Annotated in this window: 24 protein-coding genes, 1 pseudogene and 1 riboswitch; of the genes and pseudogenes, 2 read left to right on the top strand and 23 right to left on the bottom strand. The window is 35.4% G+C overall.

Annotated features, from left to right (window positions below):
* Positions 1-24 precede the first annotated feature (24 nt).
* From Q0R51_RS07500 to Q0R51_RS07490, 3 genes are all read right to left on the bottom strand, one after another.
* On the bottom strand, positions 25-495 hold the full coding sequence (locus Q0R51_RS07500) for a DNA starvation/stationary phase protection protein (RefSeq protein WP_046324501.1): 471 nt from the start codon (positions 493-495) through the stop codon (positions 25-27).
* Positions 496-655: 160 nt separating this feature from the next.
* Positions 656-2,020 carry a PTS cellobiose transporter subunit IIC gene (gene celB, locus Q0R51_RS07495; protein WP_294757797.1) on the bottom strand — a complete coding sequence of 455 codons (1,365 nt, stop codon included), beginning with the start codon at positions 2,018-2,020 and terminating at the stop codon, positions 656-658.
* A gap of 89 nt (positions 2,021-2,109) precedes the next feature.
* Positions 2,110-2,610 carry a PTS cellobiose transporter subunit IIA gene (locus Q0R51_RS07490; RefSeq protein WP_110445775.1) on the bottom strand — a complete coding sequence of 167 codons (501 nt, stop codon included), beginning with the start codon at positions 2,608-2,610 and terminating at the stop codon, positions 2,110-2,112.
* Positions 2,611-2,758: 148 nt separating this feature from the next.
* On the opposite strand from Q0R51_RS07490, the gene Q0R51_RS07485 reads away from it, so the two are divergent.
* Positions 2,759-4,204, top strand: coding sequence for a 6-phospho-beta-glucosidase (locus Q0R51_RS07485; RefSeq protein ID WP_294757794.1), 1,446 nt, complete (start codon positions 2,759-2,761; stop codon positions 4,202-4,204).
* A 100-nt stretch (positions 4,205-4,304) separates the two neighbouring features.
* On the opposite strand, the gene Q0R51_RS07480 is transcribed toward Q0R51_RS07485, so the two are convergent.
* The 18 genes from Q0R51_RS07480 to Q0R51_RS07395 all read right to left on the bottom strand — a co-directional run bounded on the left by Q0R51_RS07480 (position 4,305) and on the right by Q0R51_RS07395 (position 21,036).
* Positions 4,305-5,246, bottom strand: a complete 942-nt coding sequence (locus Q0R51_RS07480; protein WP_294757793.1) for an aldo/keto reductase — start codon at positions 5,244-5,246, stop codon at positions 4,305-4,307.
* A gap of 169 nt (positions 5,247-5,415) precedes the next feature.
* A complete protein-coding gene (locus Q0R51_RS07475) occupies positions 5,416-5,787 on the bottom strand; it encodes a PTS lactose/cellobiose transporter subunit IIA (protein WP_046324496.1) in 372 nt (123 codons plus the stop codon).
* A 10-nt stretch (positions 5,788-5,797) separates the two neighbouring features.
* Positions 5,798-6,133 (bottom strand): PTS sugar transporter subunit IIB, encoded by a 336-nt coding sequence (locus Q0R51_RS07470; RefSeq protein ID WP_046324495.1) that lies wholly within the window; start codon positions 6,131-6,133, stop codon positions 5,798-5,800.
* A gap of 241 nt (positions 6,134-6,374) precedes the next feature.
* Positions 6,375-6,602 carry a hypothetical protein gene (locus Q0R51_RS07465; protein WP_046324494.1) on the bottom strand — a complete coding sequence of 76 codons (228 nt, stop codon included), beginning with the start codon at positions 6,600-6,602 and terminating at the stop codon, positions 6,375-6,377.
* A gap of 101 nt (positions 6,603-6,703) precedes the next feature.
* Positions 6,704-6,922 carry a hypothetical protein gene (locus Q0R51_RS07460; RefSeq protein WP_294757790.1) on the bottom strand — a complete coding sequence of 73 codons (219 nt, stop codon included), beginning with the start codon at positions 6,920-6,922 and terminating at the stop codon, positions 6,704-6,706.
* Positions 6,923-7,024: 102 nt separating this feature from the next.
* Positions 7,025-7,438 (bottom strand): PTS sugar transporter subunit IIA, encoded by a 414-nt coding sequence (locus tag Q0R51_RS07455; RefSeq protein WP_294757788.1) that lies wholly within the window; start codon positions 7,436-7,438, stop codon positions 7,025-7,027.
* 17 nt (positions 7,439-7,455) lie between these two features.
* Positions 7,456-8,451 (bottom strand): SIS domain-containing protein, encoded by a 996-nt coding sequence (locus Q0R51_RS07450; RefSeq protein ID WP_294757786.1) that lies wholly within the window; start codon positions 8,449-8,451, stop codon positions 7,456-7,458.
* Entirely contained in the window at positions 8,444-9,106 is a 663-nt protein-coding gene (gene deoC / locus Q0R51_RS07445; protein WP_202984481.1) for a deoxyribose-phosphate aldolase, read from the bottom strand. The genes Q0R51_RS07450 and deoC overlap by 8 nt, the downstream gene beginning before the upstream one ends.
* A gap of 26 nt (positions 9,107-9,132) precedes the next feature.
* The gene (locus Q0R51_RS07440; protein WP_367178629.1) at positions 9,133-9,960 is read right to left on the bottom strand and encodes a PTS system mannose/fructose/sorbose family transporter subunit IID; all 828 of its coding nucleotides are present in this window, start codon (positions 9,958-9,960) and stop codon (positions 9,133-9,135) included.
* Entirely contained in the window at positions 9,944-10,732 is a 789-nt protein-coding gene (locus tag Q0R51_RS07435) for a PTS sugar transporter subunit IIC (RefSeq protein ID WP_294757782.1), read from the bottom strand. The genes Q0R51_RS07440 and Q0R51_RS07435 overlap by 17 nt, the downstream gene beginning before the upstream one ends.
* A gap of 15 nt (positions 10,733-10,747) precedes the next feature.
* A complete protein-coding gene (locus Q0R51_RS07430) occupies positions 10,748-11,587 on the bottom strand; it encodes a sugar phosphate isomerase/epimerase (protein WP_174795536.1) in 840 nt (279 codons plus the stop codon).
* 10 nt (positions 11,588-11,597) lie between these two features.
* Positions 11,598-12,068, bottom strand: a complete 471-nt coding sequence (locus tag Q0R51_RS07425; RefSeq protein ID WP_174795535.1) for a PTS sugar transporter subunit IIB — start codon at positions 12,066-12,068, stop codon at positions 11,598-11,600.
* A 151-nt stretch (positions 12,069-12,219) separates the two neighbouring features.
* The gene (locus tag Q0R51_RS07420; RefSeq protein ID WP_174795534.1) at positions 12,220-14,979 is read right to left on the bottom strand and encodes a sigma 54-interacting transcriptional regulator; all 2,760 of its coding nucleotides are present in this window, start codon (positions 14,977-14,979) and stop codon (positions 12,220-12,222) included.
* Positions 14,980-15,186: 207 nt separating this feature from the next.
* The gene (locus Q0R51_RS07415) at positions 15,187-16,383 is read right to left on the bottom strand and encodes an MFS transporter (protein WP_294757778.1); all 1,197 of its coding nucleotides are present in this window, start codon (positions 16,381-16,383) and stop codon (positions 15,187-15,189) included.
* A 6-nt stretch (positions 16,384-16,389) separates the two neighbouring features.
* Positions 16,390-17,832, bottom strand: coding sequence for an FAD-binding protein (locus Q0R51_RS07410; RefSeq protein ID WP_294757776.1), 1,443 nt, complete (start codon positions 17,830-17,832; stop codon positions 16,390-16,392).
* Positions 17,833-17,844: 12 nt separating this feature from the next.
* Positions 17,845-18,579, bottom strand: a complete 735-nt coding sequence (locus tag Q0R51_RS07405; protein ID WP_174795531.1) for an SDR family NAD(P)-dependent oxidoreductase — start codon at positions 18,577-18,579, stop codon at positions 17,845-17,847.
* 13 nt (positions 18,580-18,592) lie between these two features.
* Positions 18,593-20,068, bottom strand: a complete 1,476-nt coding sequence (locus Q0R51_RS07400) for an FAD-binding protein (RefSeq protein WP_294757772.1) — start codon at positions 20,066-20,068, stop codon at positions 18,593-18,595.
* An 89-nt stretch (positions 20,069-20,157) separates the two neighbouring features.
* Complete coding sequence (locus Q0R51_RS07395; protein WP_294757771.1) at positions 20,158-21,036, bottom strand: LysR family transcriptional regulator; 879 nt, start codon at positions 21,034-21,036, stop codon at positions 20,158-20,160.
* Between the two features lie 178 nt (positions 21,037-21,214).
* Here Q0R51_RS07395 and udk point away from each other — a divergent pair, with 178 nt between their 5' ends.
* On the top strand, positions 21,215-21,856 hold the full coding sequence (gene udk, locus Q0R51_RS07390) for a uridine kinase (protein ID WP_294757769.1): 642 nt from the start codon (positions 21,215-21,217) through the stop codon (positions 21,854-21,856).
* Between the two features lie 90 nt (positions 21,857-21,946).
* On the opposite strand, the gene Q0R51_RS07385 is transcribed toward udk, so the two are convergent.
* Positions 21,947-22,525 carry an ECF transporter S component gene (locus Q0R51_RS07385; RefSeq protein WP_046324486.1) on the bottom strand — a complete coding sequence of 193 codons (579 nt, stop codon included), beginning with the start codon at positions 22,523-22,525 and terminating at the stop codon, positions 21,947-21,949.
* Between the two features lie 42 nt (positions 22,526-22,567).
* Positions 22,568-22,657: riboswitch (TPP riboswitch) on the bottom strand.
* A gap of 75 nt (positions 22,658-22,732) precedes the next feature.
* Positions 22,733-23,433, bottom strand: a pseudogene (locus Q0R51_RS07380) (M42 family peptidase); the annotation flags it as partial.

The raw sequence follows: 23,433 nt of genomic DNA, 5'->3' as shown, positions 1-23,433 counted from the left end.
GACTGCTTTTTGCAATTGACTTAATTATTCAGGATCAATTTCAGGAGCTTTGTTAATTTCGCCTGACATCATCCAAATACGTTTTTCAACATCTGAGTGGAAGCCAGTCAGCATATCATTAGTTGAGTAGTCTCCCTCTTCATCACTAACCTTGATTCCTTCTTCATATAGTTGATCAAGATAATGGTAATCAGCAATAATTTTTGCATAGCGCTCATCAATAGTTTCATCCCAATTACCCTTTTCATCAGGAATTTTTGTTTTAGCTGCTATTTCACTTAAAGTTGAAACTGGAGAACCATCAAGGGTAATTAAACGTTCAGACACTTCATCCAGTTGGTCAGCTAGTTCATCCATTACCTTGTCTAAGTATGGGTGTAATTTCAAAAAGCGGTTACCACGCATATACCAATGATGTTGGTGAACAACCATATGTAATTGGGTCAAATCAGCGACCAATTGGTTTAAAACTTCTTTGGTTTTTGGATATTTCATAAAAAATTCCTCCACAATCAGATAATACGACTACACTTTTATTATAACGAGTAAGCGCTCTTAATACTAAAATATTGTTTAGTATTTTGTTAATCATACATGAACAATTAACAAAAAAATCTGCCTTTTGCAAGACAGATTTTTAAAGACTAACTATTATTTATGCGGCATCTGGAGTTGCGTTCTTCCTTTCATTCTTGAGAGTAACGTTATCATAATGCTTAATGAACGGGTACCAAATCAAAAAGGCTACTATTGCACAAATAATTGAAACTAAGCCACCTTGCCAGCTGGTAGTGGCAAGATAACCACCTAAACCAACAGGTGTTGGCCAAGGCTGTTGTACTATGATGACCGGAACAATCTTTGCGGCAATTGCTAAATAAGCTACCAGACCTGAAGCCATCGGGGCACAAATAAATGGGATAAACAAATCAATATTATACACAATTGGCAGGCCGAAAAGAATTGGTTCGTTGATATTGAAAACAGCTGGCACAATTTCAACTTTACCTAGTTCTTTTAATTGTGTTGAACGTGCCCGTAATACCAGCCAAATAGCGACACCCAAGGTAGCACCAGAACCACCAATTGTAACAAAGGCATTTAAGATTTCACCCGCAAAAACGTGGTGAGCACCTTGATTAACATTGGCTTGCATATTAGCTAAGACAATTGGGGAATAGAAGGAACTGATAATCGTTGCACCATGAATTCCAAACCACCATAAGAAGTGAATAAGGAACAGAATGATTAAAAAGCCCCACCAAGTATCAGCAATATCGCTAATAAATGAGAATGGAATAAATAACACATTGAATAAATCGGTCCCAGCCATAACTAAAGCCATATTTATTGCTGACATAACTACAGCAACGCAAAAGCCTGGAATCATCGCACTAAAGGAATTGGCAACACCTGATGGTACTGAATCCGGCATTTTTATTTGCCAGTTATGTTTAATAGTAAAGCGGTATATTTGTACCGTTATCCAAGCTACAACCAGACCGATAAAAATACCGACAGCACCGATACGGTAAATACCAGCTAATGGAGAAGCTTGGTAACCTCCAGCAATCATTTTATCTTTAGTAAATAAAGTTATAAATTCAACTCTACCGTTTTTCCATACTAATTCAGCTACAGTAATGAAGAAACCCATTAAAAACATCATTAAGCCATCAATAGGAATTAAACTTAAGTGTTCTTCATCACGATAAATCTTGGTATAGGAATAAGCAAAAGTACCTGAGAAAACTAGCGCAATAATACCCATCGTGGCGTTGTAAACGGACTGAAACAGGTTAGTAAAACGTCCTATTGTCCCCACATACCAAGCAGCAAATCCGGGAACAGGTATAGCTTTCGGCAACACTGTCAAAATTAAGAAAATGGACCCAATAATGGAAAATGAAATCACACTATAACCAGCGTCCATAATAGCCCTGACGAACCGCGTTGCAGCAAACTTACCCGCCACTTCAGCAATTCGATCTTTTATTGGTTTTTTATTTGATTCAGCCATAAAAACTACTCCCTCTATATAATTATTAATCAACTATATTTAATTGATTATAATAGTTATTGTAAGCGTATTCAATAAAAATGCAAACATTAATTATTTTTAAATGCTTTAATTGCCTTTAAATATTTATCTTTTCCGATATTAATATTATGTATTCTGCGCTCACAAAAATAAGCCAGCAAAATACCCGCTAACAGAAACGCAACCATAAAATAGACTGAATTCTGATCAGTAATAAAGGGCAGAATTTGTTTTTTGAAAGGTAGAAATAGGCTGCAAGCCAACAAAATATTACCGATAATTTGAAGCCATAAATAAATTCTGGTAATTGGTACGTCGCTCTTGCGGTTATGCATTTTAGTCAGCTGTTCGATGGCAGCAATCCCAGACAAAATAGTCATTAGACCGGCTAAAATTATTCCTGGTAATTTTTGGTATTCAACTAAAATTAACAACCAAAACAAATTAGCAAAAAGAAAGATGACTACGCTATAACGAACCATTAAATAGCGGCTAAAATAAAGATATTTGATACTATCTTCATGTTTTTTACGTTCCACATCACTTTGATTAGAAGATTTGCTTGTCATATGTTTCAGTCCTTTACGATATTATATTAACAATTATAGCCTTACTTTTTGCAATAAAGCTAGTGTTAATGTTACTTGAAGATTAAGTAGCAATTGTATAAAATATAACTGTTAACGCTATCACAAAAATATTAAAAAGGAGATAAAAATGTATTCAGCAAAAATGCCAGAGGGATTTTTATGGGGCGGTGCCGTTGCTGCTCATCAATTGGAAGGTGCCTGGAACGAAGATGGCAAAGGAATGTCAGTTGCCGATGTCATGACTGTTGGCTCTGCCACTAAACCTCGCGAAATTACTGATGGGGTTATTCCCGGCAAGAACTACCCTAACCACAGTGCTATTGATTTTTATCACCACTATAAAGATGATATAAAATTAATGGCCGAAATGGGTTTTAAAGCCTTTAGAACTTCAATTGCCTGGACCAGAATTTTTCCTAACGGCGATGATGAAAAGCCTAACGAAGCAGGTTTAAAATTTTATGATGACTTGTTTGATACCTGCCACCAATATGGTATTGAACCGGTAATTACTTTATCTCACTTTGAAATTCCCTTTAATTTAGTGAAAAAATATCATGGTTTTACCAATCGCAAATTAATAGATTTCTTTGTCCGCTTTGCAACAGTTTGCTTTAAGCGCTACAAGAATAAAGTAAAGTACTGGATGACCTTCAATGAAATTGATAATCAGTCTGCTTATAACGAAGACTTTTTAATGGCAACAAATTCAGGAATAATTTTTAATGGCATGACTGACAAAGAAAAAGAAGCCGCTATGTATCAAGCAGCCCACTATGAGTTAGTAGCGTCTGCTTTAGCTGTTAAAGTTGGACATAAAATTAATCCTGATTTTCAAATTGGTTGTATGATTAATTACTCACCTGTTAGACCACTGACTCCTTCTTCAGACGATGTGTTGTTAGCTGATAAGTTTGAACAGCGTCGTGACTGGTTCTCTGATGTTCATGTCTTTGGTGAGTATCCTAAAGAAGTTGAAGCACATATTAAACGAAATGGTTATCGTCCTGACATTACTGATGAAGACAGAATTGTTTTGAAGGAAGGCACTGTTGACTATGTAGCTTTCAGTTACTACCAAACAACTACTGTTTCTGCTAAAAACGTTAAACCGGACGAATTAAACGACTTATCTAAGGCAATAACCCAAAACCCAACTTTAGAAAGAAGTGATTGGGGTTGGGAAATTGATCCCGCTGGATTAAGGATTGCTCTAAATCACTTAACTGATCGTTATCACAAACCTTTATTTATCGTTGAAAATGGCTTAGGAGCTTATGATAAAGTTGAAGCAGATGGCTCCATTCATGATGATTACAGAGTTGATTATTTGAGAAAGCATATTTCTGAAATGGAAAAAGCAGTTGCAATTGATGGCGTGGACTTAATGGGCTATCTGCCATGGGGACCAATCGATCTCGTATCTGCTGGAACTGGCCAAATGGACAAACGGTACGGCTTTATCTATGTTGATAAGAACGATGCTGGTGAAGGTACTTTGAAACGTTCACGTAAAGATTCATTCGACTGGTATAAAAAAGTCATCAATTCAAACGGTCTAGATTTGGATTAAACTCATAGTAAAACATAAAAAATACACGATACCAATTTATTGGAAATCGTGTATTTTTTTATTTTAACATTTAAAAATTAAACTATATTCTTAATTCTTATCAAAAGCTACTGAATAAGTGATCAATTAGCTGATATTCACTTGAAGACAATTCAACCTTCAGAGCTGCAGCGTTACTTCTAACTTGAGCAGCATTACGAGCTCCAGGAATCACAACACTTATTGCAGGATTTGCCATGTACCAAGCCAATACAATTTGCGTAACAGTTGCTTGATGATCTTCAGCGATCTTTCTAATCCCATCAATTCCTGTAATTGCTTCATCATATTGTTTCTTGTCGAAATTACCCAGTAGTTTACCACCATCACTATTTTTAAACTTATCCCAGTCTGCTAATGCATATTTACCTGTTAACAGTCCTGATGCCAGTGGGAAAAATGGCACAAAGGAAATATTATTTTCCTGTAAATACTTTAATTCTTCTTTAACAGGTGCTTGGTGAACCAAACTGAATTGATCTTCAACAATATCAACTTTACCGTTTTTGTTAGCTTCTTTAATTTGATCCAATGAAAAATTAGAAACACCAATTGCTCTTATTTTTCCAGCTTTTCTTAAATCAGACAAAGTTTCAACTGCCTCGTCTTTGGGCGTTTCTTTATCCGGAAAATGCAAATAAAAAATATCAATGTAATCGGTCTTCAACCGTAATAATGCTTCGTCAACTGCCTTTTTAATAAACTCGGCACTGTTATTGATGGCCATATCCTGCGACTTATCTTGGGCAGCTTTAGTGGCAATTATAACTTTTGAACGATCATAATCTTGCAAAACATCACCAATAATTTCTTCTGATCTACCAAGACCATAGACATAGGCTGTGTCCAAGAAATTAATTCCTAGATTTAGGGCTTCTCGCAGGAGGTCATATCCATCTTTTTCGTTTAAATTATTAAACAGATTATGTCCTCCGACCTTATTCGTCCCTAAACCTAACTTACTGGTATAAACGTCACTTTTGCCTATTTTTACTTGTTTCATATTTCACTCCAAATAATAGATCTAAAATGCGCAATGTAAAAAAGTACAATTATAAAACCTACCTAATAAAGACAATGATGCAAAAATTGATCATGATTAACCAATTGCGCCTTGTTTTTCAAAAACAGTATCGTTTACAAATTCATCAATTTGCTTTTGTTCATTAAGTTTATTCGTCTGCTTCTTTCTTTAATACATTCGCATTAAAGAGCTTTTCATAAAGATCAACCATTTCTCCAGCTAAATCTCTAAATGTAATAGCATTCATCAAATGGTCTTGTGAATGAACAACAAGCAGAGTAACTTTTGTATGGTCTCCTTGAGCTTCTTTGGTCAGCATTCCAGTTTGAGAATTATGTGCTTCGTTAAGAGATTTATCTGATTCTGCTAGCTTAGCTCTAGCACCTGCAATGTCGCCTTTTTTAGCCAGTCTGATAGCTTCAAATGCAAGACTTTTAGCATTACCACCATTGGCAATAAGGCCCATAGCTGCTTCTAAAGTTTCTTGTTCTTTCTGTTCTGGTGTTTGTTTTTCTGCCATCGTTATCCCCTTATCCGTTAATCAAGTCTTCAGCTTGTTGCAATACTTTTTTACCGTCCATCATGCCGTATGAACGCATATCAATAACTCCAAGAGGAATATCGTTACCATCTTTTCCTTGACCTTTTACTTTATTCTTAAAGTCATCTTCCATGTACCGAATTTGTGGTCCAAGTAAAATGCAGTCTGGATGATCTTGCTCAATATGTTGAGAAGCTTCTGAAGCAGGGCATGCAAAAATATTTGCATCAATACCTTGATCCTTTGCAGCTTGCTGCATTTTGGTAACCAATAAAGATGTACTCATTCCGGCGCTGCAATTAAGCATGATAGTTTGTTCTGCCATAATAATAATTTCCTCCTAAAATGTATCCTAATATTTATTTCTTCTATTATAGCACTTTTAAAATAGCGCTTACTAATAAGTCTATTAATTTTTCCACTATTTTCAGAAAATTTAATAGCGGCTTACTTTTTGTCTGAAAATAAAATATACGTGGTCGGTATATCTTACCGACTACGTATATTACATAATATAGTTCAATTGTATCTATTCAATTTCACAATGATAACTGTTATAGCCTTACTTAAAAACCTTTAAAAGCTAAAACAATTGCAGCGATACCAACAATTAACAATGATAAACCAATAACTAAAGAAGTCCACATTGCCAGAGGCATAAAGCCATTATTAGTACCCTTATGTAAAATTCCGTGGATATAAACGACACTATTAACTACTTGATAAGACCCTAAAGCCATCATAATCGCAGCGATAATCATTAAAAATGCTGCACTTGTTAAAAAGCTTGCCATTTTAACACCCTCTTTTAAACTAATAACTATACTATACAATGATTTTACCACGTTTTTAAATTAAAGTGGATAATAACTTATAATTTTTTTCTATGCAAAATTTAAAAATGATAGAACAAACAAATAATTCCACCACAAAATAAAACAAGCCCAAAATAGAAAGCAAAAGCAATTGCCAAAATTGAAAAGCCATTACTAGTCCCATTTTGGAGAATACTTCTAGTATATTTATAACTAGATACTAGTTCAAAACCAGCTAGCAAAAGCAAAACGACACCCATAATTTTCTGGAATATTATGCCGTTGAAAAAGTTACTCATTACTATCGCCTTCTTTAATTTTAAAGCCCTTTCACTTTTATTTGGCCTAATTATAAATCCTTTAATAAAAAAAGTATAGCAAAATTGCTATACCTCTTTATTTTAGAATTCATCATCTTGGATAGAAGATTTTATTCTTTGATAGCGATAAACACCACTTTTACCGGCTTCAATTAGTGCGGAAAGTAATTGTTCCTTTTCTAATTGATCACGATTGATAAACAATTCAAGTAGCATTGGAATATTCACACCAGTAATGATTTCTATTTCTGGATATTTCTTTAGTAAGCCAACTAAAGTATTAAACGGTGTGCCTCCTTTTAAATCTGTTAGGCAAATAATTAGCCCTCTCAGCTGATCAATTTCCTGAACCAGCTCTTTTTTTAGCTGGTCTAAAGACTCTCCGTTTTCAAAATTCACAGTCAGACAGTTTTCCTGTTTACCACAAATCATTTCTGCTGATTTTAAAATTTCTGGGGCAGAACTGCCATGCGTACAAATAATTACTCCAACCATTAGTTTACGCTATCTAATTAATAATCTAAGCAGCGGTAGTAACGCCGAATATCCATTGGATGACGGTTAAGGTGCTCTATATGAACATCAATTCTATTATTAATTGCATGGAAAACAAATGGTGACAAAGTGCCACGATATTTTTCTGAAAATCCCGGTAAATCATAGTCTTTAGAATCTATAATGGTATAGTTGCCACAGATTTCTGGCAAAAACTTTGCAACTCGTGCACTAAGTTGCCTTTGACTGTCTTCGCCAACATAAACTGTAACAGGAGTGTCACGATCAACCACTTCAAACATACCGTGGAAAAATTCTGCTGCTTCAACAGCTCTAGTTCTAATCCAGTGCTGTTCTTCCCAATAACACATAGCATATGAATAAGTGGCGCCCCATTGATTACCAGCTCCGACAAAATAATGAATTTCATCATCATGATGTTTTTCAGCAAATTTTTGAGCAAATTCATCTGCATTTTCCTCAATGTCTGCGATGTCTTGAGCAAAATGAGCATCCATTTCCTGATAAAATTCGTCATAATCAGAGAATTCACCATTTAAATACATTAAACGGTCTCCTACCATGAAAAATTTTAGCTGTTCGTTTTCAGGATAAGAAATACAATATGTTAACATTGAAGCTAACTTAGCCTTAGGATCATCCATAAAGCCCAGAATTGTAGCACCAGTTTTATTCAACTTTTTTACTGCATCAACCATCTCTTTAGTGTTGCCAGTAACGGAAGAAATGATTACTAAAGTTTTTGTGGTAATTCTTTTATTACCTGTAACAACATATTCAGCTGCATTTTGATAAAAGGTTTCTAAAGCACTCCTTTCTTTCATGTGAATGTTAGCCTGCATTCCAGAAGCATAAGTGCCTCCAATTCCCAGCCAACATATATTATCTATTCCTTTTTTAAATAATGGATCAATAACATCGTTAATTTGGCTTCTTAATTTAAGAGCTCCGGTCATACTGTTAACTAATTTTTGCTTGTTAAATTTACGCATTCTTTAAATCTCTTTCTTGCTCAACAATTTTAATTCCTGCACTTGCACCCATTATTGATGCACCAGCGTTTAAAAAGCCCATTGCTTCATCGTAAGTATGTATACCACCCGCAGCTTTTATTTTTATTGCAGGATCTAGAACTCTTTTCATAAGTTTTACATCTTCAATCTTAGCTCCGCCAAAGCTTCTTCCTGTTGAAGTTTTTAAAAAAGCCGGTTTAACCCGATTTGCAATTTCACAAATTTTTTCCTTGGCGGCATCATCACCATCTAATTTACACATCTCAACGATTACTTTGTCGCGAATATTGTGTTGCTTACAAAATTGGGAAATTGTCGACATTTCCTTTTCTATAGCGTCAAAATCTTTATTTTCAACATTTTTTTGGTTTAATGGATAATCTACTTCTTCATAATTTTTGGCAGCATAATCTTCAAACCGCTTCATTTTCTCATCAAGTTCCATTTTGCCTTCAGGAAAATCTATCGCACCAGCAATAATGATGTCAGTATCTTTTAACGATTCTTTAGCGATATCATATTCATTTTCCGGTTTGGCAAAGATTGCTCTAAAATTATATTTCTTTGCTTTCTCCAAGTATTGTTCAAAAGTATCATTTGGATCATCAATATAGTCAATTTTCTTATTAATCATTTTCATACCTCAATTTTTAAATTAATTTAAACACCTAATACTCCCCAAACAGTGAGTAAAACTCCAATGATGGTAGCACCCAATAATTGCCACAAAACATTAATTTTCTTTTTGTTCAGGACATAAAATATATAAAGAACTAATAACGAAAGCACGCCTGGTAATATGCCATCTAAAACACTTTGCAAAGAAGTTGCTGTTTTTCCCGTACCAAATTTTGCTACGACTTTAACAACTACCATGTTTTGAGTCATTGCTCCTATGACCATAACCCCGAGAATACCAGCAGCCTCCTTAAACTTATCCATCAAGCCTGATTTTTGAATTTTATCAAGATAGCTGGTTCCCATATTGTATCCAGCCTTGACTCCAAAATACCTAACGAGGTATGCAGGAATGTTGTATATCAGCAAAAATAAAATTGGTCCGAGAATACTGCCTTTCATCGAAAGAGATGCAGCCACACCAACAGCTAGAACTCTCAAAGTGCCCAGAAACAGAGAGTCTCCTATTCCTGACAATGGACCCATCAATGCAGTTTTAATAGCACTAATAGTAGAAACATCAAAATCTTTATCTTCGGAATTCTTTTCTTCCATTGAAGCCACTATGCCGCCAATAAAAGGAACTAATTGTGGAGTACAATTAAAAAATTCCATCTGCCTTTCAAGTGACTCGGTGTATTCTTTTTGATTTTTATGATAAAGCTTTTTCATTAAAGGAGCCATCATATAAGCAAAAGCCAAGTGCATTTGTCTCTCATAGTTCCAACCAAATTCCATTGGTAAGGAACGCCACATTATCTGTCTTAAATCTTTATTAGTTATCTTATTTTCTTTAGAAATCGTCATCATAGTCCGTATCCTCTTTTGCTGAAGTAGATGTGTTTAAAACAGTCTGTTTTTTATCTGAATGAAATTTAACAATAACAATAATTAGCCCGAATAAAGCAACACCTAATACAGGTACTTTCAGATATGCTGAAAGCAAAAATCCTAGAAAGAAATATGGCAATATGGTTTTATTAATAATCATTTCTAACAAGATAGCAAAACCAATAGCGGGCAACATATTTGCTGCTACTTGTAAACCGTCAATAATATTTTGCGGAATGGCGTTTAATAATGCCTTCATTCCTGCACTTCCAGCATAATAGCCTAAAAAGCACAAAATTCCACGACGCGTACACTCAATCAAGCCAATTCCCCACATAGAAGCTGTTATACCGCCAGGTTTCCCTACTTTTGCATATCTATCACCAATATGGGCAATTGCTGGAAAAATTACACTTGTTAAATTCCCTATAGCTAATGAAAGCATTGCAATGGGCATGGCAATGGCGATTGCTGCACCAACGCCCTTTCCCAAAGTAATTGCAAAAGCTGTACCTAAAACTCCACCTACAATTACATCTGGAGGTAAATATGCGCCAACTGAAATAGCTCCCATAAATACCAGTTCTAGGGATGCTCCAATAATAATACCTTGAGTTAAATTTCCTAATACCAGACCCACCAAAGGGCCTAAAATAATTGGTCTATTTAACATGTTAGAACCGATTGCAAAATCCAAAGGACCAATAAAACCTACTAGTCCAATCAGTAATGCAGTACCTAAATTACTCATTTTTTCTCCCATCTTTTACTTTAAAAAAGGACTTAGAAATGCTAGTGACTTTCTTTCCACTGCTGCAGGGTTCAAAAAGTATTCAGATTGTCCAAATTCAAACGTAAAATTACCCTGATAATTATTTGAATTAAAAACCTGAAAATCGTCACCAGGATTTCTTTCACCCTCACCCCAACAACGATGACCAACTGGGTTGCCGTCAACAAAATGGCAGTGGATGACTTTAGAGCCAAAAGCAGTAAAATACTGTAAAATAGTTTCACTATTTCTAGCCATTGCTCCCAAATCGATGTTTACTCCAACATTACTTTCAGCAACATCGTCTAAATAGGTTTTCAGATCAACGATTGAATTAACCAAATGAGATTCATCGGGCTGCAAAGCTTCAACAGCAATTTTAATTTGGCAACTGGCAGCATATTCAGCTACTGTTTTCATCATTTCCACCGATCGCTCCCAGGCTTTTTTAGGGTCTTCATCATAAAAGTCCCAACCAGAATTTAATGCAATCATATGAACATCTAACTCTGCAGCAGCATCGATTAAGTTCTTAAAATATGCAATAGATCCATCCCTTAGGTGCTTGCTTTTAGCAGCCAAATTATATAAATTTGGATTACTCTGTTGTGGTGTTAAGCAAATTATTTTTAAATTATGTTCGGCAACATTCTTTTTTATTTGAGAAACATTTTGATGTCCTGTCTCCTCAATCCAAAAGTGTTGTGGGCTTGTCCATAGTTCTATCTGAGTTAAACCGTTTCGGCTAACCGAATCTAAAAAATATTCAAAAGAATAATTTCTATAATAATAATTCATGGCTGCCAAACGACTCTTTGAAATTTTATTATTCATTATTTAGAACCTACATCATTTCCTTGTATAATTCTTTTTTATCATTTGGCACTTGCCTAATCTCAATTTCACAACCTCGATCTACCAGCTCCTTTAATTTACTCTCATCCTCATTTGTGACATTGATAGCTTTACTTATTTGCTTTGTACCATCTGCTGGTTTTGTTCCTCCTAAATTGATATGATCAATTTGAGGATAGGCAGTAGCTAAAGAATAAGCATCTGCCACAGATTCAACAACAATAAATAATTTGTATTTATCGGTCACTCCACTTTTTAGGGCTTTAATTGAATCAGAAATATTTTTAATTACCAACTTAACTCCTTGTGGTTTAGCAAGTTTCATGGCTGTCTTTCGAATCTCGTTATTCGGGACATCGTCATTAGCAATCAGAATACAATCAACTCCTAGTTCCTGAGTCCAAGAAAATGCTACTTGCCCATGTAGCAACCGGTGATCGACTCGCAATAATTTAATCAAATTAATTCCTCCTTATCTGAATCTTGTCCTTACACCAAATAATTAGCAATTATTGTGCCAACTAAGTGTCAAAAAAAAAGCAACCTCATTTGGTCGCTTTTCTGCTTAATTTTGGAGTATTCTTTGACAGTATTTTTAATAATTTATTCTGTCAAAAATCTTCCGTATTTGTAATCTCCAAGTTACTGTTTTGGGTATCAAAAATTAAATCATAAATGTATTTAATTTCAGTAATCGGGATTTTGATATTATATATCCTTTCTAATAGTCGCAGTGACCTTCTAATATTTTTAATAGCTTCCAAGCTTTGAACTGTTTCCTTAAAATTATTGGGTGGTGTTTCTAATATTTGGTTACGAATAATTCTTTCAATCATACAACTAATGTGAACGAATAAAGCCATCATCGTTGTATTAGAAAGTGTTACGTTTAGATATTTCTCCATTAACTTAATACATGAATCAATATTTTTGATGACCTCTTTTGTATCTAAAATTGTTAATGAATTAATAACGCGTTCAATAGTAAAGTTTCTTAGAATAGATTCATTAAAACGATCAAGATCTTTATCAGACAATATTCCATTCAATATTCGTTTTAAAGTTGATAGTTTTGATCCACTTACTAATTCTTCCAAGGAAATGTAAGGAATATTGCAGTATTTAGGATCCGCTGTTCCAATTACGACTAAAACGTTATATTTTCTTTTGAGGGCATTTTCTTGATCCTCTAATTTTAGCCAATTATAGGAGCACGACATTACTTGAACTTTACTTCTTAAAGGTAGACTTTCCTCAACCATTTTTTTAATTTTGTTTGCAGTGCCTACACCCGTTGTACAGCATACTAAAATTACATTTTGTTTAACCATCTTAGGATAAATAATCCGGTAATCATTATGAATTGTCTCATCCATTTTATTGATGATGGATTCAATAGGCTTTCTCTCTTTTATATAATTAGCTACAAACAATGCTAACTGTGTGGAGACATTATTTAATATGACTACCGGAAAATTCAAGTCCATTTGCAATAGTTCAGGAATTTTTTCTAAGGAACCCATATCTACCATTAAAATTAAGCCATTTACCACATGTCTGACATGGATATAGTTGGATACCTTTTTTGCTATCTCCTCCGGTAAAATATCAATTGGCATATCAAAAGAATCAAGTAACGGCTCACCTGCAATTTTATTAACAGTATCGGCAATACTGCTTGCTGTCGAATAACCATGAGCTAGAAGAATACAATGAACTAAGTTTGAACTCTTTTTTCTCTGTGCCCCACTTAGGTAAATAGCTAAAAATAATTTGTCGACATCATCGGTATACAAGTTAAGCATATTATTTACGACATTTAAAATTGTATCTACAACTTCACTTGTATAATTTACTTCATTAATTTCATTAATAATTCTTTTTATTGTTTTACTTTGGTCCTGTGATAATTGCCAATGTTTTTCCTGGCGAAAATAAAAATAATAAGAAATAGCTACAATAATATTGCCATTAAAATCATTTCTTAAATCGTCTTGAAGATAACCAACTTCTTGATTAAGCATTTTTTTAATTAGATTAAGAGGCAATTCACCTTTGTCCATAGTTTTTTTCTTAAAAATAAGATAATCACATAAGTTATTTAATTTTGCAAAAGCCTTTGAGATAAAAGAATTATAAGAAACTTTGTCATATAAAGACAAAATTTCATTCATTGCCTTCTCTATGTAGTTTTTGCTTTCGTAATTATCAACAAAATCTTGAATCTTACTATTTGGTTTAATCAATATATTTTTTTTACTTCGAGACCATATTTCTTTTGAGAAGGAAATACCAGATAATAAAATTCCCTGCGGCAAGTCAGCAAGCTTAACATAAATATTATTTTGATCATTTTTTTCTGCTTTACTAAGAGCACTTGCAACAGAAAGCAAGACATCATTTTTTAATTGACCGATATTACTTTCATATTTAGTATTGGCCAAAGTTAAAAGCACGTGGTTATTAACATTGATATTTTTCTTTATTTTTTTTGCATGTAATATAAAGAAATATATTATTAAAGACCTAATCTCATTAGTTGTTCGATCAGAAAGTGGCGGCATTGTAATTTGAACTGGAATTCGACGAATAAAAGTGGCTAAGAAGCTACTCTTAATATCTTCTGTAGTAGCACAAATTAGTCTTACATTTAGCGACTTCTTTTTAGCTGCTTCACCTAATGGTGCTATTTTTCCGCTATCTAAATAAGAAAATAGTTTTTCCTGTCCTTTAGGATCCAATCTATGAACTTCATCAAGAAATAGCATGCCATTATTTGCTTCATCAAAAAGACCATTGTGGGCAGTTTCAGCACCCGTAAATGAACCTTTAGCATAGCCAAAAAGCGTACTAGTCAATAACTCTGGATTATCAGCATATTCTGCGCAATTAAAACTAACAAATTTACCATTTGAAGGTATATATCCTTCAGCTACGCAGTAATCAAAGAACTTTCTTGCTATGTAGCTTTTACCTGTTCCTGTTTGACCATTAATCAAAACGGGAAGTCTGCCTGGGTAGGATGCAGCTGCTTTTAGTTTCCTAATCTGACCATATAATGATTGATCATGTCCTATGACACTGGAAAATGTATCAGTTTTTCTTAAGCTTTTAGTTAAGTCCTCTATACTGTCATATTCTTGCTTTAATACTTTATTTGTAGACTTTTTAAGGTTTTCTCGATCTAAAAAAATCACAGGTCTTGTTTTAATCTTAATAATTTTATTTTCACTAACTAACAGGTTAAGGTAATGACTAACTGTGTTCCTTTTAACTCCTAACTTATCAGCCAACTTAGAAGTTGAAAATTGTTTGATATCTTCATATTTTGCCTGATGTATTAAGTTAAACAGCTCTTGTTTTAAATTCATGACAACCCTCCTCCTTTACTATTAAAAGTTATGGTAACGGTTTTACAAAGTCCGTTCAAGAGGAAAAAATAAGTCTTTAAAACTATGATGAAAACTAAAAGGACTAACTCCGATTGAATATCGAAAGTTAGTCCTTAGCTAATAACTTATGAAGTATCCTAATTTTATGGTTCACATCAAACTATTGGCTGCTTTTATTTATCTTTTTTATTGCTCTTTCGCAGCTAAAACTAATTTATTTTGAAATTTAACTAGTAAACAAATTAAGGCTAGTAATAGTGCAAGTATTCCGCTTAGCGAAAAGACATTAAAACCTAAATGACTGACTAAATTAGTCAAAGGATTAATTATCAGTGGACTGACGACCCCACCTACGGAATAAATCGCAACATAAATCCCCAAAGCCATAGAAACACTGTTATCATCAACAATTAGGGAGATCAAGTAAGGAAATTGTCCCATTGCGATACTCATCGCTGCTCCTACTATAAAACTGCCAATAAAGACAATTAGTAATGAATGAAACAGACCTATCAATAAGTATGCAATGCCATATAAACATAATGAAAGAGCAATCGAAGAGTAGCGAAGCCTTTTGCCAATTTTACCCACGAATAAGCCGCAGATCATCCCACCAACAAGAGAAATAGTAGATGTTAGTGCTGCTTGTGTAGTGGCACCAAGCTTTTCTCGCACTATAAACAAAGAGATATTATTATTTAAAACATTATTAAGTAACATTATCAAAAACGCCCAGAAGGCACTATAAAACACGAATTTGTTTAAATGAATTCTAGTATTAGCTGCTTCAGTGTCATTCTGAGAAGCTGTTCCAGTTTCAAATGGCAGAAGAAGAAATACAATTAGAAGTATTAGCAGCGAAAACAGGAATATCCAGTAATTATTAACCCAGCTGCTTGAGGCTGCCAGTTGGCCTCCGCCCATGATAAAAACCATGCCGCCGATATTAATAAAAGTTGTAGATAGACCCATAGTAGATTCACGTTCACTTTGAGGCAGCAATTGTGCGATTAAAACTTGAGTTAAATTGGTGCAGGCTCCTTGACCTAAACCCACTAAACATGAACAAAGAAGTAAAAACGTAAAATTAGTGTGCAGTACTAGTGGCAATAACCCACCAATTGTGACCAAAAAAATTGAAACAAGAGTTAACGCTTTTAAATTAACTTTATTTGCTGTTAATTTACCAATGATTATTCCCGCAAGCATCATAAATAAATTTGGTAAAGATGTCAGCATTTGTACACTAGTATTGTTAAGGCTAAAAAATTTAGCAATGGCAGCGTAAGATGGAGTAATAGCTAAAGATGCCATGCCAATCATACTAACCGCTAAGATACCTATACGAATTTTTGAATTGGAAACTCTTTTAGCACTATTCATTGATATTTACCGGGTTTTAGTAATACTTTGAACGGCATTTCTACCTGAAAATACGGCATACCCTGCTGTACTTCCTGGTAAAGTGACAGCGTAAGTATCACCAACAAGCATCCCTGCAGCATCATTGCCAACAGCATAAATTCCGGTAAGTGGATAACCGTATGAATTTAAAACAGCATTGTTATTATCAACGCGAATACCACCAATTGCGCATGCCATACCAATACCCAATTCTACTGCATAATATGGACCATCTTTTAAAGCTGTCATATATGCGGGAGCTTTACCAAAGTCGGTATCGGTTCCTTTAGCCACTAAGTCGTTATAACGCCCAATTGTTTGCGGCAAATTGGGCAAATTCAATTTCTCTGCTAATTCAGCCAGAGTATCTGCTTTAGTCAGGTACTTATCACCATTCTGTAAGTCACGCGTAATTTCTTCTTGTAAATGCTCCAATTTTTCAGGTGAAACTGGTGAATTGCCTACTTCCTTGTAAAGACCGACATTAGTTAAATGGTCAACCGTTTCTTGATTAAGGATTGAAAAGGTTCTTGATTGGGTTAAAAGAGCGCTGCCGGCATGACACATGTTGTCATTGACATCTTCATTAACAAAGCGTTCACCTTGCTCATTCACCCATAAAATTGCCTCTTGAGTCGCTGCTGCTGCCAATTGTTCAGGCATATGAACAAAAGGTGGACGTGTTTTATCCAAAATAGCACCACCACCATATTGAATGGCGCCCATCTGATAGTGTTCAGCTCCAGCCTGCCATGCTAGTTTCATGCCGTCCCCGGTAGATTTGCCATCACTAACTGACAGCAAACGTTCAGTTGCAGGAGTCCGTTTCTTAATCAAATCCGGATTATCCACATAGCCACCTGTAGCTAAAATCACTTTAGTTGCAGTTAATTCTCTAAACTGTCCTGTAGCCTCATTTTTAATAACTAGACCACTGACATGACCATTATGTTGTAAAATTTTTTGCGCACTAATGCTAGTCACAATTTCCACGCCAAAAGCTTTAGCCTGAGGTATTAACTTTGCTATCACAGCATGACCACCACCGGCAAAAGTATGAATCGTAGGCCAGCTTTTACCTTGAGGACCAACTTTACTATACTCAACTCCAAGGGAATGAAGCCAGTCAATTACTGAACCACTTTGACTAATATATTTTCTCAAATGAGGGGCACTAGCTTCATAGTGGGAATAGTTCAGTTCATCTTGGAGCAATTTGGTAGGATCAATCTTAATACCTTTTTCTTTTTGCAAAAAGCTGTCGACTCCCATTGCGCCTTCAATATAGTTGCCGTCACCGCCAAGTGTCCTGCCTTTTTCAATTACCAAGGTCTTAATACCCTGCTCGCCAGCACTGACAGCTGCTGCCAAACCGCTAAGCCCGCCACCAACAATTACTAGGTTATATTCGGAATTTTTAGGAAACATAAATTTTCTCCCCTACTTCAGGCCGACAGAAACGCCACCGTCGCTTAAAATTGTCTGACCGGTCATAAATGTGGCTTCACTAGCTACAAAAACAAAGACTTTAGCAACTTCGGCAGCGGTTTCTGCCCTCTTCATTGGTACAGTCGGTAAAACTTTCTCCAAAAAGCCGCCTTCGTTAAGTGGGGTTTTAGTTAGGCCGGGAGCAACACTATTAACACGAATATTTTTGTCAGCATAATCAATCGCCGCAGCTTGAGTCATACCAATAATGCCATTTTTGGCTGCATTATAAGCGCCCATACCACCAGGATTATAAATGCTGCCTAAAGCACTGGTATTGACGATTGAACCATAGCCTTGTTTTAAGAACAGTTTGATTTCCTCACGCATACATAAGAAGGTCCCACGCAAGTCCAAATTAATCGTATTATCAAAATCTTCATCAGTCAGTTCGGCAAATGGCTTCAAAACGCCGCCGCCAGCGTTATTCATTACATAATCAATCTTACCGTAATCGGAAACGATAGTTTGTAACCCATTCTTAATGCTGTCTTTATCCATGACGTTCAAAATCAAGCCGGTAATCTTACCGTTATATTTTTCATTCATTTCAGCAGCAACGTCCAGCACTTTCTTGTTATAGTCAGTTAAAATGACATCGCTACCTTGCTTGGCAAATTCTTCACTAATAGCATAGCCAATACCTTGAGCAGCTCCAGTAACAACAGCAACTTTTCCTTCTAACATTTTTCTTTTTCTCCTAATTTAAACTCTTAATTGCTTCTTCTGCAGCAATCCAGCCGGAAACAAAGGCAAAGCCGTTAGCAATACCTTCATAGCTCGGGTAGCCATCAGAATATAAGCCGTTAACATTATTACCAACAATATATAAATCTTTAAGTGGGGTGCCATCTTCTTTTACCGGCTGACAGTTACGATCAACATTGACACCGTCTAATGTTCCTAAAATTGCGCAGTGCTCAATTATCGCGTAAAACGGTCCTTCTTGAACGTCAAACAATAATTCAGCAGCCGGCTTTAAGAAAGTGTCGTCCTCTTTCTGCTTAACGGCCTGGTTATAAGAATTGACACTTCTTTCAAGGGAAATATAAGGCAATTGCAGCTTTTGGGCCAGTTCCTTTAAGCTGTCTGCTTTTACAACTTCACCCGTTTTAGCCGTGTTATCAAAGTCTGTTTGAATATTAGGTAAAGGCCCCACAGTTGTTCTTGGGGTTTGCCCCACGTCACAGAACTGTCTTTCAAAAGTGTCTTCAAGATTAACCTCTTTTTGCTTAAAAGTGTCTAAAGTCTTTTGGTCCAGTAAAACGTAGTACATACCGTTAACGTTATGGGCGGCATTGCCCCACATAGCAAAATCATAAACTACATCCTCGTTTACAAAACGATTAGCGGTTTGATCCAGCCACAGCAATGGTAAATTGGTTAGAGTTTCAACCGCACTGTCTCTTTTCATAGGATTAATACTCATGCTTGGTGCACAGCCATGGGCAAAAAGAACTGGGCGGTGACGACAATCTGCACCTAATTTATGCGTTAATCTAATTCCCGTACCCGTAGATTTGCGCTCTCCCAGGTTCAAAAGTGCGTTAGTATCTGAAAAATTGGCTGTCATCATTTCCTGACTGCCGCAATAGCCGCCATCAGCAAATATTACTTTTTTAGCAGCAATTCTAATCTCTTCACCATCTTTATTTTTAGCAATAACTGCTTTTAAGCCATTATCATATTCCAGATCGACAGCTGCAGTTTCCAACATTACCTTATTGCCAGCTGCGGTAAACTTATCCGGTAATTTATCCCAATTAGTCATTTTCTCTTTAAAATTATTAAATTTATGGTAGACCAGTGGATCATTTAAGTGTGCTTTTTGTTCGCTTTGTTCCACAGTTACCGGTAAACCCATTTCTGCTAAGCGAGCAATATTAGCCCCTGACTTTTTTAAAAATCGCGCCAATAATTCACCATTAACAAAGAAGTGATTGTAATCTGTTAATCCGTTAAAAGCTTCACGATAGCCATAATTTACGTGCCGCTTTTTTTGTTCAGTGGAATTAATAGCAAAAACTCCATGAGCACCAAATTTGCCGGCACCTCCGACTTTGTTACCTTTTTCTAAAAGTACAAATGGCACATGCTTTTGATAAAGCTCAAAGCAAGCTGAAATTCCAGCCGATCCTGAGCCAACAACTACGACATCAGTTGAAAAAGAATTCAATGTAACTTCACCCTTTCTGATATTTTGTGATTCTTATTACAATTGAATTCTATGTCATTTTTAATAAAAGCGCTAACACATAAAAGTTATTAGCGATAAGTTAAAGTTGTCACATGCTTAAGCATTTTGCTAAATTTAGTTGAAACCATCGGATTCATTGCTATTACCACATTAAAAGCTTTTTGCAATTGGACTGGTGCTAAGCGCTCAATATTATTGCAGTTTTGCGGTAAACTAAATGATTCCGGTACGATTGTGATACCACCATTAAAGTTTACATTTAAGCATCCAGCGGCAAAGCTGTTGACCTCTGCCACTTCTTTATATTTCCAACCATTTTGACAGTAGATTTTAAGCATAGCAAGCTGAATATCAGTAATACCAGTTGATTTCCAGTTTTGCATAAAAAGCATACTGTTTTCAGCAAGCTGCTGCTCATCCCCGTGATATTGTCTTAGTTCATCTTTATTTAGCAGTAAGTCAAAACTGGTTTTCCTAAAAGGTAGACAGTCTATTTTATTATTACCGGCAAAAGCTAAGTCAAAGCCAACCAGTATGTCATAATTACCATTAATCAATCTTTTGATGCAAGAATCAAAATTTTCTTCGTCAAAATTTGGCTGACAAATATCTGGTATTTTTGAAGCAAATAATGCAGCGTCATTTTCAAAGCCTTGCAAAAAATGGACACGTAACAGCTTCTCCGGGTTAGGATCCGGGTGGTGCCAAATTTCACTGTACAAATTAATAATTTCTACGCTGCGTTTATAAAAAACTTCTCCTACTGGCGTTAATGAAAACTTACCAGCAGAACGGTTAAGCAATTTTTGGCCCAATTCATCTTCTAATTTCTTAATAGCTGAACTGACTGCTGTTTCTGAAACATAGTTTCTCCTTGCTGCTGAAATAAAGCCATGCGTTTGAACGACATCAACGAAATATTTTACCGGCATTAAATTATAATTCATTTTGCACCTATGCTATTTAACACAAATTACTTTTTTCACATTTATCATATAAAAAATAAAGTCAATTTTAAACCGTATTCTATAGAAAAAAAGTATTAATTATCAAATACACCTTAACTGTTGGTAATTATGACAAAAGTAAAGTAAAATGTTTAAGGATTAAAAAAGGAGTGGCATAATGTCTAGACTTGAAAAGCCCGTAGTGATTGGTATTACCGGTGGTTCAGGCAGCGGGAAAACTACCATTGCGCAAAAAATTGTTGCCCAAATGCAAGAGAATGAACACGTTTTGATTATGACTCAGGATTCATATTACAAAGATAATACCGGGATTCCTATGAGTGAAAGAAAGAACATCAACTATGATCACCCAGATGCTTTTGATGTCCCTTTGCTTAGAAAACAGTTGCAAGACTTATTAAATTATCGGTCAGTCGAGATGCCGGTTTACGATTTTAAAGAACATACCCGTAGTCAAAAGACCATTCATACTGAGCCTGCCGATATCATTATTCTTGAAGGAATTTTAGTTTTAGCAAACCCAAAAATTCGTGAATTGATGGATATCAAAGTTTACGTTGACACAGATGACGATATTCGCTTTATTAGACGTTTAGAACGTGATCTAAATGAGAGAGGCCGGTCCATTGACTCTGTGATTGAACAATATTTAAGCACAGTTAAGCCAATGTATCATCAATTTATTGAGCCAACCAAGCGCTATGCGGATATTATTGTTCCAGAAGGTGGTAAAAATGATGTCGCCATTGATATGCTTACAACTAAGGTACACTCAATTTTAAGTAAAAAAGAAAAATAAAAAAGGAGTAATTGCTTCAAGTGATATGACCCCCCAAATTTGTCCTAATTTTAGGGTTCACATCAAAGAGCAATGCTCCTTTTTAAATAATTAAGCTATTTTTGGCTTTAATGCTTTATCAAATAAATTCGTAATCAACTTAACTAAAACACCATCAAAAACCAAAGCAGAAATGATATTGGTAATAAGCATTACGATTTGCACTTGCATACTAAATTTGCTCCAGCCATATAAAATATATGAGGGAATAAAACAGCCAAATGAAGCAAAAAACGCACCAGTTAAGACGCTTTTCCAAGTGAAATTTTGATAACGTTCTTTTTTAGGGAAAAAGCCGATTTCATTAGTAGCGCCTTGAATAATTCCGGAAAGAATCGTAGTAGCACCCCACTGACCACCTATGGCCATTTCAACCACAGAAGCTAATAATTCACCAATCGTACCGGATCCTGCAGTAGGAACAAAATACATCGCTAAAGGTCCAGCCATAAGCCATAAACCTGTAAAAACAGTATCAGTCACCGGTGCGAAACCTGTCGGCACCAACAACATTTTGATTAAATTAAAAGCCCAGTTAAAGCCATATGTATAAATGACTCCCATAATAATTCCAATTAACGCAATTAAAATAATTGACTTTACATTCCATTTTGAAGTTCTAGTAAACATAAAAAATACTCCTAACTTTACATGTCAGTAGGAGTATCATTATTACCTAATTTTACACTTCCCTAACGCAGGTATTGTCCCGATCAGGTTCAGAGGGTATTTCTCAGCTTTTTGGCACCCCTAGTGACTGCTATTCAACTTTTACTATTGTATCATACTTTAACTAAATTTGTTGCTTATTTTAGACAATTACTGTAGTTAATGCCATTAAAATTGACTAAAACTTGCCAGTTTTTCTTTAGTTAAATCACGAATAATAGCAAGCGTCAAAGCAACAGATGCTTTAAAATCTGAATAAGCACTAAAACAATATGGAGAATGTTCATAACGAACAGGAATACCAATCACAATGGTTGGCGCGCCATTTTCATAATAAATTGCTGCGCCATCTTGGCCACCACCAGTGCGAACAGAACGAGTGTACGGAATATTATTCTTATCAGCCAAATCGCAGGCATACTGTTGAAATTTAGGATTAGGCAAAAACGACGTATCCATGTCACGTAACATCGGTCCCCTTTTCAGCCCAGTTTGCGATAACCATTCTGGAGTAAAAGTATCATCTGCTGGACAAGACTCAAGCACGATTGCTACATCAGGCTTTACGGCTCTTGCTGTAACATATGCTCCGCGCAGACCGACTTCTTCCTGGCTGGAAAGTGCTGCAACAACGTTAAATGCAGTTTGTTCATCTTTTAAATTGTCTAAAACGTCAGCCATAGCAGCAGCGCCAAAGCGGTCATCAAAATCTTTGCCGAAAAACAAACCAGATTTTTCATTGTATTCACATTTAACATCCACAAAAATAGGACAACCAGTATCAATTTGATAATCATTAATTGTTTCGGCACGTGAACTGGAACCAACGTCAATTGACATATCGGCTACGTCCGGTACATTATTTTTTT

Origin of the sequence: uncultured Lactobacillus sp. (assembly GCF_946477725.1) — a bacterium.
Lineage (GTDB): Bacteria > Bacillota > Bacilli > Lactobacillales > Lactobacillaceae > Lactobacillus.
The sequence above is the reverse complement of the archived record's forward strand: the minus strand, read 5'-3'. Positions and strand labels throughout refer to the sequence as shown.

Excerpts from the sequence above, each read along its gene's own strand:
- Q0R51_RS07500 (WP_046324501.1), bottom strand. The coding sequence starts at position 495 with ATGAAATATCCAAAAACCAAAGAAGTTTTAAACCAATTGGTCGCTGAT.
- celB (WP_294757797.1), bottom strand. The coding sequence starts at position 2,020 with ATGGCTGAATCAAATAAAAAACCAATAAAAGATCGAATTGCTGAAGTG.
- Q0R51_RS07490 (WP_110445775.1), bottom strand. The coding sequence starts at position 2,610 with ATGACAAGCAAATCTTCTAATCAAAGTGATGTGGAACGTAAAAAACAT.
- Q0R51_RS07485 (WP_294757794.1), top strand. The coding sequence starts at position 2,759 with ATGTATTCAGCAAAAATGCCAGAGGGATTTTTATGGGGCGGTGCCGTT.
- Q0R51_RS07480 (WP_294757793.1), bottom strand. The coding sequence starts at position 5,246 with ATGAAACAAGTAAAAATAGGCAAAAGTGACGTTTATACCAGTAAGTTA.
- Q0R51_RS07475 (WP_046324496.1), bottom strand. The coding sequence starts at position 5,787 with ATGGCAGAAAAACAAACACCAGAACAGAAAGAACAAGAAACTTTAGAA.
- Q0R51_RS07470 (WP_046324495.1), bottom strand. The coding sequence starts at position 6,133 with ATGGCAGAACAAACTATCATGCTTAATTGCAGCGCCGGAATGAGTACA.
- Q0R51_RS07465 (WP_046324494.1), bottom strand. The coding sequence starts at position 6,602 with ATGGCAAGCTTTTTAACAAGTGCAGCATTTTTAATGATTATCGCTGCG.
- Q0R51_RS07460 (WP_294757790.1), bottom strand. The coding sequence starts at position 6,922 with ATGAGTAACTTTTTCAACGGCATAATATTCCAGAAAATTATGGGTGTC.
- Q0R51_RS07455 (WP_294757788.1), bottom strand. The coding sequence starts at position 7,438 with ATGGTTGGAGTAATTATTTGTACGCATGGCAGTTCTGCCCCAGAAATT.
- Q0R51_RS07450 (WP_294757786.1), bottom strand. The coding sequence starts at position 8,451 with ATGCGTAAATTTAACAAGCAAAAATTAGTTAACAGTATGACCGGAGCT.
- deoC (WP_202984481.1), bottom strand. The coding sequence starts at position 9,106 with ATGATTAATAAGAAAATTGACTATATTGATGATCCAAATGATACTTTT.
- Q0R51_RS07440 (WP_367178629.1), bottom strand. The coding sequence starts at position 9,960 with ATGATGACGATTTCTAAAGAAAATAAGATAACTAATAAAGATTTAAGA.
- Q0R51_RS07435 (WP_294757782.1), bottom strand. The coding sequence starts at position 10,732 with ATGAGTAATTTAGGTACTGCATTACTGATTGGACTAGTAGGTTTTATT.
- Q0R51_RS07430 (WP_174795536.1), bottom strand. The coding sequence starts at position 11,587 with ATGAATAATAAAATTTCAAAGAGTCGTTTGGCAGCCATGAATTATTAT.
- Q0R51_RS07420 (WP_174795534.1), bottom strand. The coding sequence starts at position 14,979 with ATGAATTTAAAACAAGAGCTGTTTAACTTAATACATCAGGCAAAATAT.
- Q0R51_RS07415 (WP_294757778.1), bottom strand. The coding sequence starts at position 16,383 with ATGAATAGTGCTAAAAGAGTTTCCAATTCAAAAATTCGTATAGGTATC.
- Q0R51_RS07410 (WP_294757776.1), bottom strand. The coding sequence starts at position 17,832 with ATGTTTCCTAAAAATTCCGAATATAACCTAGTAATTGTTGGTGGCGGG.
- Q0R51_RS07405 (WP_174795531.1), bottom strand. The coding sequence starts at position 18,579 with ATGTTAGAAGGAAAAGTTGCTGTTGTTACTGGAGCTGCTCAAGGTATT.
- Q0R51_RS07395 (WP_294757771.1), bottom strand. The coding sequence starts at position 21,036 with ATGAATTATAATTTAATGCCGGTAAAATATTTCGTTGATGTCGTTCAA.
- udk (WP_294757769.1), top strand. The coding sequence starts at position 21,215 with ATGTCTAGACTTGAAAAGCCCGTAGTGATTGGTATTACCGGTGGTTCA.
- Q0R51_RS07385 (WP_046324486.1), bottom strand. The coding sequence starts at position 22,525 with ATGTTTACTAGAACTTCAAAATGGAATGTAAAGTCAATTATTTTAATT.